This is a genomic window from Marinobacter sp. SS8-8, from assembly GCF_030540945.1.
GTDB lineage: Bacteria > Pseudomonadota > Gammaproteobacteria > Pseudomonadales > Oleiphilaceae > Marinobacter.
In genome coordinates this window covers 1-13,504 of sequence record NZ_JASSVN010000027.1, presented here as the reverse complement: position 1 = coordinate 13,504, position 13,504 = coordinate 1, and the positions used below count along the sequence as shown (strand labels likewise).

11 protein-coding genes are annotated in these 13,504 nt (G+C 58.6%); 6 read left to right on the top strand and 5 right to left on the bottom strand.

Going from position 1 to position 13,504, the window contains the following annotated elements:
• Window positions 1-35: 35 nt before the first annotated feature.
• The 3 genes from QPL96_RS18200 to QPL96_RS18190 form a co-directional block, all read right to left on the bottom strand.
• Complete coding sequence (locus QPL96_RS18200) at window positions 36-629, bottom strand: TRAP transporter small permease (RefSeq protein WP_303288710.1); 594 nt, start codon at window positions 627-629, stop codon at window positions 36-38.
• A gap of 103 nt (window positions 630-732) precedes the next feature.
• Window positions 733-1,767, bottom strand: a complete 1,035-nt coding sequence (gene dctP, locus QPL96_RS18195) for a TRAP transporter substrate-binding protein DctP (protein ID WP_303288709.1) — start codon at window positions 1,765-1,767, stop codon at window positions 733-735.
• 373 nt (window positions 1,768-2,140) lie between these two features.
• Complete coding sequence (locus QPL96_RS18190; protein WP_303288708.1) at window positions 2,141-2,917, bottom strand: crotonase/enoyl-CoA hydratase family protein; 777 nt, start codon at window positions 2,915-2,917, stop codon at window positions 2,141-2,143.
• A gap of 64 nt (window positions 2,918-2,981) precedes the next feature.
• Between QPL96_RS18190 and QPL96_RS18185 the strand changes: the two genes are divergently transcribed.
• Window positions 2,982-3,737, top strand: a complete 756-nt coding sequence (locus QPL96_RS18185; protein ID WP_303288707.1) for a putative 4-mercaptohistidine N1-methyltransferase — start codon at window positions 2,982-2,984, stop codon at window positions 3,735-3,737.
• 21 nt (window positions 3,738-3,758) lie between these two features.
• Window positions 3,759-4,499: a ParA family protein gene (locus QPL96_RS18180; RefSeq protein ID WP_303288706.1), complete on the top strand. Its 741-nt coding sequence runs from the start codon at window positions 3,759-3,761 to the stop codon at window positions 4,497-4,499.
• Window positions 4,500-4,517: 18 nt separating this feature from the next.
• On the opposite strand, the gene QPL96_RS18175 is transcribed toward QPL96_RS18180, so the two are convergent.
• Window positions 4,518-5,294 carry a GntR family transcriptional regulator gene (locus QPL96_RS18175; protein WP_303288705.1) on the bottom strand — a complete coding sequence of 259 codons (777 nt, stop codon included), beginning with the start codon at window positions 5,292-5,294 and terminating at the stop codon, window positions 4,518-4,520.
• 224 nt (window positions 5,295-5,518) lie between these two features.
• Here QPL96_RS18175 and QPL96_RS18170 point away from each other — a divergent pair, with 224 nt between their 5' ends.
• Genes QPL96_RS18170 through QPL96_RS18155 form a run of 4 tightly spaced genes read left to right on the top strand, consistent with a single transcriptional unit; the run spans window position 5,519 to window position 11,287 of the window.
• Window positions 5,519-6,358, top strand: coding sequence for a (Fe-S)-binding protein (locus QPL96_RS18170; protein ID WP_303288704.1), 840 nt, complete (start codon window positions 5,519-5,521; stop codon window positions 6,356-6,358).
• Window positions 6,355-7,806, top strand: a complete 1,452-nt coding sequence (locus QPL96_RS18165) for a LutB/LldF family L-lactate oxidation iron-sulfur protein (RefSeq protein WP_303288703.1) — start codon at window positions 6,355-6,357, stop codon at window positions 7,804-7,806. The genes QPL96_RS18170 and QPL96_RS18165 overlap by 4 nt, the downstream gene beginning before the upstream one ends.
• Window positions 7,803-8,474, top strand: a complete 672-nt coding sequence (locus QPL96_RS18160; protein WP_303288702.1) for a lactate utilization protein C — start codon at window positions 7,803-7,805, stop codon at window positions 8,472-8,474. Before QPL96_RS18165 ends, QPL96_RS18160 begins: the two co-directional genes overlap by 4 nt.
• Complete coding sequence (locus tag QPL96_RS18155) at window positions 8,471-11,287, top strand: FAD-binding and (Fe-S)-binding domain-containing protein (protein ID WP_303288701.1); 2,817 nt, start codon at window positions 8,471-8,473, stop codon at window positions 11,285-11,287. Before QPL96_RS18160 ends, QPL96_RS18155 begins: the two co-directional genes overlap by 4 nt.
• Before the next feature lie 296 nt (window positions 11,288-11,583).
• On the opposite strand, the gene QPL96_RS18150 is transcribed toward QPL96_RS18155, so the two are convergent.
• Entirely contained in the window at window positions 11,584-13,161 is a 1,578-nt protein-coding gene (locus QPL96_RS18150; RefSeq protein WP_303288700.1) for a methyl-accepting chemotaxis protein, read from the bottom strand.
• Between the last annotated feature and the right edge of the window lie 343 nt (window positions 13,162-13,504).

The window sequence follows — 13,504 nt, the reverse complement described above, 5'->3', positions numbered from 1 at the left end:
ATTCCTTCCTTACGGGTTACTGGCGGATTACGGATTCACACTTCCGACTCGGTGTCTGCGTAGCCATCTCGTACACTGGTCGACAGGAATACATCCGGGCTGCGGAAATTCTTGATGGCTGTTAACAGATACTGGATGCCGGTGATGGTGAACCCGATGGGTGCCCACACGTAAATTATCCACACCTCGAAACCCAGTGCCGGCAAGATCCGGCCACGGCCAGCGAGCGTCACGATGTATTCATAGGAGTAGTAAGCCAGGAAGAACATGACGGCGGAGGTGAACAGGGCGATAATGATCATCAGCACCTTGCGCCCCATCACCGGAAGCGCGTCGAATATGGCCGACATGCGGATGTGCCGACCGTGCCTGGCGGCATAACCGATCCCGGCAAAGGTAATCAAAATGATCAGTATGCGGTTGACTTCACCGGTGAAGAACATGCTTTGCTGCAGGAGGAACCGTGATATCACGTTGGCGCAGGTGTTCAGTGCCATCAGGAGCACCCCTGCCGCGAGCATAACGGCTTCGAGCTTGCTGATGAAAACATCGATAGTGCCCAGAAACCCGGGCAGGCCGGAGTCATAGGTTCCGGTATCGTCTTCAAGATCCGGGGAGTTCTCGGACATGGGATCTGCTCCAGAGCATGTGGCTCCCGGCCGGTAGGGTTCCCCGGCGGGGCGGGGTTAGCACAGCTTCCCGCCAGCAGGCCGCCGACGGGATTGGTTCCTCTCAGGTTCCGTCGTTCTGAACTTCTTTCAGGTCTTCCTTGAACTGCTCCAGCAGTTCCTTACCGCTTTCACCGGTCATCTCGATGAATTTCTTTTCCACCTGAGGCGCGCGAGCCTTGAAGGCTTCGATCTGTTCGTCGTTCAGGCGGGTCACGGTCACTTTGTCGCTGGCCTTCCTGATCTTCGCCAGGGCTTCGTCGGCGAGGCCGTCAATGTGCACAATGATTTTTTCAAAGGCGTAATCCGCTGCGTCCTGAACCAGTTTCTTGTCCGCATCGGACAAGCGGTTGTAGAAGTCCTGGTTTGCCATCATGGCGGTGGTGAACCAGCCGTGGCTGGTGAAGACCAGGTTCGGGGAGACTTCATACAGGCCACCGGACTCGATCCAGAAGATCGGGTTTTCCTGGCCCTGGATCATGTTGGTCTGCAGGGCGCCGTAGACTTCACCCCAGGGCAGTGGGGTCGGGGTTGCACCGAAGGCGGAATAGGTTTCGGAAAGAAGCGGGTTGGTCATGACCCGGATCTTCTTGTTGTTGAAATCCTCAGGCTTGGTGACCGGCTCGTCGACGGTTACAACCATTTCCCCTTCCGGGTACATCTTAAGGAGCTCAAGACCTTTGTCCGCGTATAGTTTCGGGAAGTCTTCGTTGATGGCTTCGCTTTCCCGGAAGAACTTGATGACCGTGTCCATGTCGGTCGGCATCAGGTAGGGGATGAAGAAGATCTGGGCCTCGGGAATGAGGGAGCCGGTGAAGCCGGGAGACTGGTTGACAAAGTTCAGGATGCCCGCCTGGGTCTGCTCCATGATGTCATCAGACTCACCCAGCTCACCAAACCGATAAATCTGCAGGGTGTGATCGGAATTGTCCTCTATGTATTCCTTGAATTTGTATGCGAACACATCCTGCACGTCGCCTTCGTACTCTTCATGGGCATACCGCCAGTTGGCGGCATTCACAGAGTTTGCCGCGGTCATGGCGGCGAATGCGAACGCTGAGATTCCGGCCAGTTTCTTGAACGTGCTCATGCTGCTCATCGGGTTTTCTCCGTTCTTTTTTTGCTGAAATTTATTGTTACATTAATGAAGACTGGCAAAACAACGTGGTTTTCGCAAGAAAACGGCCAAAACAATCATTGCAGGGGTGCAGTGTTTAGCGATTTCGCAAGTTTATGAAATCACAGTTTATTTGTATCTGAAAGGCAGGTTTTGAGGAACTGGCGGAACTCCCTGACCACACGTCCGATGCTGTTTTTCAGCCGGTGGCCATCGGGCAGAACCAGAATGGCCAGTTCAAGGGTAACCCGGAAAATCGGGCAAGAGAATCCCGTGTTCGCCGGTGGCGGTTGTCCGGACCCGGTTCGCACTCTTCCCATGCAATCCGGGGCGACCGGCAGGCTTGCCGGCATGCTCAGAACTGGCCGTGGCGGCCAGCACCCTCTGTGAATTTCCGGGCGCCGGCAATGGCTTCTTCAAGCACTACCGGATAGCCCGATGCACCTTCCGCGATCAGCGCCTCCCCGATTGCCAGATCCCACTGGTGCATGGCGGAAGCCCGGTCAGCACGGAGGCATCGCTGGGGGAAGCCGGCAATGGTTTTTGCCAGTTCCTGCGCCGTTGCCAGGGCTGAGCCGTCAGGGACCACCTGGTTGGCCAGGCCCATGCTCAGGGCTTCTTCCGAATGGACGGGACGGCCGGTCAGAATCATGTCCATGGCTCGGCCATGGCCCACGATCCGGGGTAGCCGGACGGTTCCACCATCAATCAGGGGAACGCCCCAGCGGCGGCAGAACACGCCAAAGACAGAGGATGCCTCGACGATCCGCATGTCGCACATAAGTGCCAGCTCCAGGCCACCGGCAACGGCATAGCCGGAGACGGCGGCAATCACCGGCTTCGAAAAGTGCATTCTGGTAGGTCCCATGGGGCCGTGGCCGGTACCGTGGGGATCGATTTTGTTACGTCTGTTCTCGTCGCCCATCGCCTCGAGATCTGCTCCAGAGCAAAAGTTGCCCCCGGCACCGGCGAGTACCGCGACTTTCAACGTGTCGTTTTCCTCGAATTCGGTGAACGCCCGGCGCAGGGCATCGGCGGTGGGGCCGTCCACCGCGTTGCGCTTGTCCGGCCGGTTGAGAGTGATGGTGCAAATGCCATCGTGATGGTTTGTGAGCACGGATTGTTCATTCATCGTCCGATCCTGTTATTGTTGAGCTGGCGCGATTGAGTGGATGGCAAGCCGAAGGAGAATCTCCGTGCAGCAAAGCGCATTCTATGAAAACGATACCACCCTCGCCCAGTACCTGGAATTTCATTTCGGCGAACGCTGGCATGGCGAGGCCAATTTTCCCAAGGCCCTGGCCGACGCAGCCATGGATGCGATGGATGGCCGGCCTCTGGAGCGCGCGCTGGATATTGGCTGCGCCTGCGGCCGCACCAGCTTCGAGCTGGCCCGATATTTCCGGCACGTTGACGGCATCGATTTCTCCAACGCCTTCGTGGGTAAGTGCCGGGAGATGGCCCGGGATAAACTGGTGCGCTATGCCCGTCCGGAAGAGGGCGAACTGGTGAGTCATCAGGAGCGGACTCTGGCCTCCCTGGGGCTGGAAGAGGCAGCCGGCCGGGTGGCATTCCACCAGGGCGACGCCTGCAATCTGGAGCCACGGTTTACCGGTTACGATCTGGTGCTGGCGGGCAACCTGATTGACCGGCTGTATCAGCCGTCGCGTTTTCTGACCACCATCCACGAGCGGATCAACGAACTCGGCCTGCTGGTGATTGCCTCACCTTACACCTGGCTGGAGGAATACACTCCGAGGGATCAGTGGGTTGGCGGGTTCAAAAAGAACGGTGAGGACTTCTTCACGTTCGATGGAATGGCCGAGATGCTGGCGCCCCATTTCCGGCTGCTGGTGGAGCCCCGCAGCCTGCCGTTCGTGATTCGGGAAACCCGGAACAAGTTCCAGCACAGCTTCTCCGAGCTGACGGTCTGGGAAAAAGTGAGTCGGTGAACGGAGTAAGGGCATGGCAGGATGAGGACCATTGCGTTTTACAGTCTCAAGGGCGGTGTGGGCAAAACCGCAGCGGCGGTGAACATCGCCTATCTGGCCAGCCAGGCCGGCTACGCCACCCTGCTCTGGGATCTGGATCCCCAGGGGGCGTCCAGTTGGTATCTGGCGGGTACTGACGAGGTGAAGGGACACAAACTTTCACACCTGCTGAAGGGCAAAACCCCCATCGCCGAGTTTATCCATGAAAGCGAATACACCAATCTGGACTTCATTCCATCCCATACCAGTTTCCGTAATCTCGATGTGAAGCTGGATCAGGAAGATGGCAGCAATTTGATCAAGCAGTGGCTGGCGCCGCTCTCGGAGGAGACCAGCCTGGTGATTCTTGACTGCCCGCCTTCATTGTCCAGGCTTTCCGAGCAGGTGCTCAAAGCGGCCGACGAAGTGTTTGTGCCGGTGATTCCCACCTGGCTTTCCCTAAACAGCTGGAAACAGTTGCAGGCGTTTTCGAAGGACAAGAAACTGAAGCCCTCCAAACTGCACCCGTTCTACTCCATGGCGGATCGGCGCAAGGCTCTGCACCGGGAGTTGATTGACGCCCAGGATGACATTCTGCCCAAGGGCCTGAAAACCATCATCCCGAACGCCAGTGTGGTTGAGAAAATGGGCGAGGAAGGCACGCCGGTGGAGTTGCTTGCGCCCGGCTCAGTCGCTGCCGATGCCTATCGCAGGCTTTGGAAGGAAATCAATCGGCTGCTCTGAGGGTCCGCTAATCGGCCTTCAGGACCGGGAGAGCTTGTCCCGGCGCAGTGAACGCTCCAGCCGCCGGTGGTTCTCGCTGCGCTCCGAAAGCACTTTCTGCACATACAGAATGTGCTTGCCGGCCAATTCCCGGGCATCCTCGGCCCGCCCCTCCATGATGGCCTCGAACAGCCTTCGATGTTGCTCCACCAGCCCCTGGCGGGTTTCCGCTTCCCTCTGGTACATGCCGCCGATATTAGTCACCACGTTGCTTTTGAGCATGTTGAACAGGTTGCGGATAGTGTGCAGCAGAATTACGTTGTGACTGGCTTCGGCAATGGCAAGGTGGAAACGGGCATCGGCTGCTCCTTCCGCCCCCAGGTCCCGGTCGGTTTTCTCGCTGTAGCATGCCTGGAGCGCCTCATAGGCGGTTTTCAGGTGCGCCTTGTCTACTTCGGTGGCCCTTAGTGCAGCGTAATAGGCGCAATCCGCTTCCAGGGTACGGCGGAATTCCAGCAGGTCCCGCTGAGCTTCGGGCCGGTTTTCCAGCAGGGGAATCAGCGGGTCGCTGAAGCTGCCACCCAGGGATTCGGTGACAAAATTGCCGCCACCCTGCCGGCTCACCAGCAGGCCCCTGGCCGTCAGTCTCTGAATCGCCTCTCGCAGGGAGGGGCGGGACACTCCGAACTGCTCCGACAGCACCCGTTCCGGGGGCAGTCGTTCCCCTGGCCGCAGGGTGCCCTCCAGAATCATGGTTTCCAGCTGTTCCACGATGGTGTCTGCCAGTCTTCGGGGCGCGATATGTCCGATGTTCATTAGAACTGCCTCAGCGCAAACAAAATATTGGTCATACCAATATCATAAGTCAGCTCCACAGCCAAGTGTGGCAACAAATCGAAAGGTTAGGATTAGACTTAAGTCTGGGGTGAAAGGCTTTGACATCAGCGCGTGATCTCGAATACCTTGGTGAATAATGCGTGTCAATTGGTATTACCAATTTTCAGATCTTTTCGTTTGCCACTGTGTTGAGGCGCGAGCCAATGAGTCAACTGTTTTACGATGCTGCACCCAATGCCACCCGTGTCGCGCCCACACGTGAGCCGGAAAGGGTTTATCCTGACAAACCGGAAGCGGTCACGCTGTTTGGCACCTGCGTGGTCGATCTGTTCTTCCCGGAAGCGGGGCTGGACGCCATCCGCCTGTTGGAACGGGAGGGCGTCCGGGTGGATTACCCCCAGCAGCAGAGCTGCTGCGGCCAGCCCGCCTGGACATCCGGATATCGGGATGAAGCCCAGGCCGTGGCCCGCGCTCAGCTGGATATCCTGGACCGGTCTGGTCTGCCCGTGGTGGTGCCGTCCGGTTCCTGCGCGGGCATGTTCCGGCATCATTACCGGGCGCTTTTTGCAGGCGAGCCCGATACCCTCCGGCGGGTGGAAGCCCTGGCCGAGCGCACCTTTGAGCTGATCGAATTCCTGTTGAAAGTCTGCAAGGTTGAGCTGGCGGACAAGGGGGCCCCCAGGAAGATCGCCCTACATACCTCCTGCTCGGCCCGCCGGGAAATGAACACCCACCTGCACGCCCGTGAGCTCCTGCAACAGCTGGACACAGTGGAGCGGGTTGATCACGATCACGAGAGTGAATGCTGCGGATTTGGCGGCACCTTTTCGGTGCGGATGCCGGAAGTCTCCGGTGCGATGGTGAAAGACAAGACCCGTTCGCTGCTGGATTCCGGTGCGGTTGAAATGATTACCGCCGATGGTGGCTGCCTGATGAACATCAACGGCTCCCTGGAGAAACAGCGGGCAGCCTTCCGGGGCCGGCACCTGGCCAGTTTTCTCTGGGAACGGATCAATGATGCCAGCGAAGGGGAGGGTGCATGAGCCAGCGAATTCCAGCCACCGAATTGTCTTCAGGCTTCCGGAGTCGCGCCGAAGCAGCGCTTGCGGACAGACAACTGCGTAATAACTTCCGCACGGCGATGGATTCGCTGATGCACAAGCGGGCCAAGGCCTTTTCGGATGCCGACGAGCGCGAAGGCCTGCGGGAGCTTGGCAACCGTATCAAGGCTGGTGCGTTGTCCCGTCTGCCGGATCTGTTGGAACAACTCGAGCAAAAGCTGACAGAGAACGGTGTGAAGGTGCATTGGGCGGAGACCCTTGAGGAAGCCAATACCCTGGTGCACGGTATCATCGAAGCCCGCAAGGGCCGCCAGGTGGTGAAGGGCAAGTCCATGGTCAGCGAAGAGATGGAAATGAATGACTACCTGGCGGAGCGGGGCATCGAATGCCTGGAATCCGACATGGGGGAGTACATTGTCCAGCTCGATGGCGAGAAGCCTTCCCACATCATCATGCCGGCGATCCACAAGAACGCCCGGCAGGTATCAAAGCTGTTCCATGACAAGCTGGGCGAGCCGGAAACCGACGATGTCGATCATCTGATCCAGATCGGTCGCCGGACCCTTCGTCAGAAATTCATGGAAGCGGATGTGGGCGTTTCTGGCGTGAACTTTGCCATCGCCGAGACCGGCACCCTGTTGCTGGTTGAGAACGAAGGCAACGGTCGTATGAGTACTACGGTACCGCCGGTTCACATCGCGGTGACGGGTATCGAAAAAGTTGTCGCCAACCTCCGGGATGTGGTGCCGCTGGTGTCGCTGCTGACCCGCTCGGCCCTTGGTCAGCCCATCACCACCTACGTGAACCTGATTTCCGGCCCCCGCAAGCCGGATGAGCTCGACGGACCCGAAGAGGTGCACCTGGTGCTGCTGGATAACGGCCGCAGTGGTGCCTTTGCCGATGCCCAGATGCGCCAGACCCTCAACTGCATCCGCTGTGGTGCCTGTATGAACCATTGCCCGGTCTACACACGGGTGGGTGGCCACACCTATGGCGAAGTCTATCCGGGCCCCATTGGCAAGATCATCACGCCGCACATGGTGGGACTGGATAGAGTGCCCGACCATCCCAGCGCTTCGTCCCTTTGCGGGGCCTGCGGTGACGTCTGCCCGGTCAAGATTCCGATTCCCGAACTGCTGCAGCGTCTGCGGCAGGAAAATGTCAAGAATCCTGCGGAACCGCAGTTGGTGAAGGGTGGCGGTGCCAAGTTCTCTCGAACGGAACGGTCGATCTGGCGCGGCTGGCGGATGCTCAATACCCGGCCGGCGCTGTATCGGAGTTTCCTCTGGGCCGCTACCCGCTTCCGGGCGCTGGCGCCAAAAAAGGCCGGCCCCTGGACCGACAATCACAGTGCTCCGGTGCCCGCCCGCCAGTCCCTGCACGACCTGGCGGCACAGCATCTGGATCAGAATGGAGGCCGGCCATCATGAGCGCCCGAGCGAACATCCTTGGTAAATTGAGAAACAGCCTGGACGGTACAACGCCCCGCCCGGACGAGTTTGATGAGCGCCTGGTGACCGAACCCTGGCGTTATGATCCGCAAGACCGGATTGCCCGGTTGCGCAGCCTGATGGAAGCGGTTCACACTGAAGTGCGCCAGTGCAGCTCCGACAACTGGCCGGGACTTGTGGCCGGGCTGTTGGCCAAAAGGAACCTTACCAACCTGTTGTGCGCCCTGGGCAAGGAACATGGTCGTGAGCTGCAGGCGCATTTTGATGCAACCAAACGGTCGGTTCGGTTGCTGGCCTATGATCGGCCGGTGGAAGCCTGGAAAGAAGAACTGTTCTGGAACGTGGGTGCCAGTCTGACCGGCACCCTTGGTGCCATTGCGGCTACGGGCTCCTTGGTGCTGTGGCCGGATCGCCACGAGCCCCGGCTGATGAGCCTGGTGCCGCCGGTGCACATTGCCCTTCTGAAGGCCAGTGAGATTCATGACAATTTGTATGACATGATGATGGCTCAGGACTGGGCGGCAGGGCTGCCAACCAACGTACTGCTGGTGTCCGGCCCGTCCAAGACTGCGGATATCGAACAGGTGCTTGCCTACGGTGCCCACGGACCCCGTGAGCTGATAGTACTGATCCTGGAGGACGCATGAATTTTTCTTCAGCGGCGCTGGCCGAGATCCGGCAACGGATACCAGACAACCGGGTTTTTGATGATCCGGTTTCCACCCTCGCGTTCGGAACCGATGCCAGTTTTTACCGGCTGATTCCAAAAGTCGTCGTTCGCGTTCAGGATGAGAGTGAGGTTGTCGACCTGCTGGCCCTGGCGCGCAAACACCGGGTGCCAGTGACCTTCCGGGCCGCCGGTACCAGCCTCTCGGGCCAGGCGATCAGCGACTCCATCCTGATTGTGCTGGGTGATAAGTGGAACGGCCACGACATCCGCGATAACGGCCGTCAGATTCGCCTGCAACCCGGGGTCATCGGCGCCCAGGCCAACGCCTGGCTGGCGCCCCGGGGCTACAAGATCGGCCCGGATCCGGCGTCCATCAACGCCTGCAAGATCGGCGGTATTGTTGCCAACAACGCCAGTGGCATGTGCTGTGGCACCGCCCAGAACAGCTACCATACCCTCGCGGGCATGCGCCTGGTGCTGGTGGATGGCGCCGTGCTGGATACCGAAGATCCGGCGAGTGTGTCGGCCTTCCGTGACAGCCATGGTGAATTGCTGGCCGCCCTGGAAAAGCTGGCCCTCAACACCCGGGAGAATCCGGCGCTGGCAGAGCGCATTCGCCATAAGTACCGGCTGAAGAACACCACCGGGCTCTCCCTGAACGCCCTGTTGGATTTTACCGACCCCATTGACACCCTGACGCACCTGATGGTGGGTTCCGAGGGCACGCTGGGTTTCGTCAGTGCCGTCACCTACAACACTGTACCGGAGTACCCGGACAAGGCCACCGCTTTACTGGTGTTCCGGGATGCCCAGAGCTGCTGCCGGGCGGCGTCGGTTCTGAGATCCCAGCCGGTGGCAGCGGTGGAGCTGCTGGACCGTCGCAGCCTCCGCTCGGTACAGGATAAGCCCGGCCTGCCGGACTGGATTCATGGCCTGTCGAAAGAGGCCTGTGCGCTGCTGGTGGAGACCCGGGCTCCCGGTCCTGATGTGCTGGATGAGCAACTGGCCCGCATTCGTGAAGCACTGGCGGACTTTCCGCTCGAACAGCAGGTCGATTTCACTCGGGATGCCGGGGTTTCCGGCCAGCTCTGGGCCATTCGCAAGGGCACCTTCCCGGCGGTCGGTGCGGTTCGGCCTAACGGCACCACGGTTATCATCGAAGACGTGGCGTTTCCCATTGATCAGCTCGCCGAAGGTGTCACTCGGCTTCAGCAACTGTTCGTGAAGCACGGCTATAACGATGCCATCATTTTCGGCCACGCTCTTGAGGGCAACCTGCACTTTGTCTTCTCCCAGGGCTTTGGTGAACCGGCTGAGGTGGCCCGTTACGAAGCGTTTATGGCTGACGTAGCCCAGCTGGTGGCGGTAGAGTTTGGCGGTTCGCTGAAGGCCGAACACGGTACCGGCCGTAATATGGCCCCGTTTGTGGAGCTGGAGTGGGGCCATGATGCCTGGCAGCTGATGTGGCAGATCAAGCGCCTTCTGGATCCGGACAACCTGCTCAATCCCGATGTGGTGCTCTCGGAAGATCCACAGATTCACCTGAAAAACCTCAAGCCGCTGCCCGAGGCCGATCCGCTGGTGGACAAATGCATCGAATGCGGCTTCTGCGAGCCGGTGTGTCCCTCCGAAGGACTCACCCTGTCGCCACGCCAGCGCATCGTGATCTGGCGGGATATCCAGGCCCGCCGGCGCGCCGGTGAGGACACCCGGGAACTGGAAAAGGCGTATCAGTACCACGGCCTGGATACCTGCGCCGCAACCGGTCTCTGCGCGCAACGATGCCCGGTGGGCATCAATACCGGCGATCTGGTTCGCAAGCTGCGCAGTGAGAAGGCCTCCGGCCAGTTCGTGGCCAATCAACTGGCTCGGCATTTTGCCGGGGCGCTCAAGGCGACCCGGTTTGTACTGGCCGGCGCATCCGCCGCCGAACGGCTGCTGGGTGCGCCACTGCTGACCCGCCTTAGCGTCGGGATCCGCAAGGTGTCTGGCGGCCGCTTGGCCCAGTGGGATCCTAGCTTGCCCCAGCCGGTGCGTTTTGTGTCATCAAGCCCTGAAGCCCAGGCCGATGGCAGGCCCCGGGTGGTCTATATGGCCGCCTGCGTGTCCCGAACCATGGGCCCGGCCCGAAGCGACAAGGCCCAGGAACCGCTGATTGAGGTAACCCGACGGCTGTTGGAGAAAGCCGGATATCAGGTGGTGTATCCGGATGCCATCGACAACCTGTGTTGTGGCCAGCCCTTTGCTTCAAAAGGCTACCCGAACCAGGCTGCGACCAAAAAGGACGAGCTGATTGCGGCGCTGTTGAGGGCGAGCCGGAACGGGGTGGATCCCATCTACTGCGACACCAGTCCCTGCACCCTGCAGATCCGGGAGGCCGCTGCCGAGGCCGGCCTGACACTGTTCGATCCGGTTCGGTTCATCCGTGAGCACCTGTACGAGCGCCTGGATTTTGAGCCAGAACAGACCCCGCTGGCGGTACACGTGACCTGCAGCACCCAGCATTTGGGTGAAGCCGAGGGACTGATCGACATTGCACGGCGTTGCAGCGCCAGGGTGGTGGTGCCCGAGGGCATTCACTGCTGCGGCTTTGCCGGCGACAAGGGCTTTAATGTGCCCGAGCTGAATGCCCACGCGTTGCAGACCCTGGCAGAGCAGACTGCCGGCTGCGAGGAGGGCATATCCACCAGCCGTACCTGCGAGATCGGTCTCAGCAGGCACAGCGGGATTGATTATCACGGCCTGGTATACCTGGTAGACCGGGTCACCAGACCACGGGCAACTCCTTAGCGGTTATTTCATCTCGAAGCCGCATTTGCGCAGGAATTCGCGTATGTGCGGCCGTAATTTCGAGGTGACGCGCATGTGCGGCTGTAATTTCGAGGTGAATGGTAGCTTGAGCTGCTCTGACTATGAGCAATCTGATTGCCGCCTGCGTTGGCGACATGCATATTTGTCCGATCAAAGGGCACGGCTCCTCTCCCACCCGTGACCGCCAGTTTCCTTGCAGTAATACACAACTCATTCCACAGAGATCCGGCCCAGCAGTGCATGGCCGGACCTCTGCGCGTTACCTGTCCACTGGATCACACCTTAAAACGGGCCACCTGGGTATTCAGCCCCTCGGCAAGTCGCGCCAGCTCATCACTGGCAGCTGAAACCTGTTCGGTGGAGGCTGCGGACTGATCCCCCACATCGCGGATCGAGACGACATTCTGATTGATCTCTTCTGCCACGGAGCTTTGCTCTTCAGCAGCTGTTGCAATCTGACTGTTGTACTGGCGGATCTCTTCAACCGCTTTCGCCATTTCCTGAATAACCGTACCGGCCAGTTGTGCTCGCTCAAGTGTCTGTTCCGCGAGTTTATTGCCAGTCTCCATGCTGGAAACGGATGATTCCGCACTGGCAACCAGGTTGCTGATCAGGGTTTCAATCTCGGCGGCGGAGCTTTGTGTGCGTTGGGCCAGTGACCGCACCTCGTCAGCCACCACCGAGAAGCCTCGCCCGTGCTCGCCAGCACGGGCCGCCTCTATAGCTGCGTTCAGTGCCAGCAGGTTGGTCTGGTCGGCAACCGACTTGATCACGTCCAGCACAGTCGCAATGTTGTTGGTTTCAGTTTGCAGACCGTTGAGCTGCTCCATAACGTTGGCGCTTTGTGTATTCAAGTTTGCGACCAGTACCAGCGTTTCCCGGACGGCCTTTTCACCATTGCCCGACTTCTCGCTGGCGTGATTGGCGGCCTCAAAGGCCGCTTCCGCACTTTTTGCCACATCATTGACCGTCGCAACCATCTCATTCATCGCAGTGGCCACCTGATCGGTCTGGGCTTGTTGTTCTGCCACACCCTGGCTGGTCTGGTTGGTTACCGTGGAAAGCTCTTCGGAAGACGAAGCTATGCTGGATGCACCAGTTTCGATTTCACGAATCAGTTCTCTCAGGTTGGTTATCATCGTGCCAAAGGCCGCTAGCAACTGACCGAACTCATCGCCACGTTCACTTTGAACATTCACCGTTAGGTCGCCCGAGGCCACCTTGTTGGCGATGCTGACCGCCTCGTTGATTGGCCGGGTAATTGATCGGGTCAGGATCCACGCAAGGGCGATCACTACGATGAGGGCAATCACTGTCACGATAATGACTTCGGCAACAGCAAGGTCATATATTTCCAGTAATTCTGTCTCCTCGCCCTGTTTCAGGCCCTCCATTGAGTCGATGGTACTGCCTGCAATAGCGTACATCTGCTTTTCCAGAGATCTGGCAATATCTGCCGGACCGGAGATGCTGGTTTCATACCGTTTGAGCAACCCCTCATAAGAACGGACACCGTCAAGAATCTGTTCTGCCTGCTGCCTGTCCTCACTGCCAGCCTGCTGCATATCAATCAGGGGTGTCACGGCGGCTTTAGCCTCACCGAGGTACTTGAATGCGTGCTGGATGTATTTGGTGTCCTGTGTGATTGTGAAGTTCTTTTCGGCCCTTTCCGCCTCCAGCAATGCAATTTCCGAGGCGTTGGCGTACTTCAGTATCAAAACGCCGCGATTATAGCCACTAAGCGAAAAAATCCCGACAGCAGATACGATGGCGAGCAGTATGAGGAGAACAGCAAAGCTGCCTGCCAGTTTTTTACCAACGGCAAGGTTTCCGAAAAAATGTTTTAGCGGCACGAGGCATGAGTCCTTAAATTATGTAGCAATAAAAGACATTAGAAGTATTCCGTAAATACCAGATGCAACTACGAAATGTGTCCAGATTTGGATTTGTTGTAATAGGCAATTGAATCCATGAGATTGACATACTTGAGGGGCTGGAAAGGCTACTACGGTTTTGCGCAAGTGACATCGCCGATCCAGGATCTGGAAAAGGGGGAGCGCCGCAAGCTCCGGTGTTACTAATCAGTGCAAAAGTAAGCGAACATTATTTATAATGTGATATGTTCTCCCAAAGCTTATCGGATATTGTCACTCATGCGCCAGACTGATGGTCGTAAACTGGATCATAAAGCCCTCG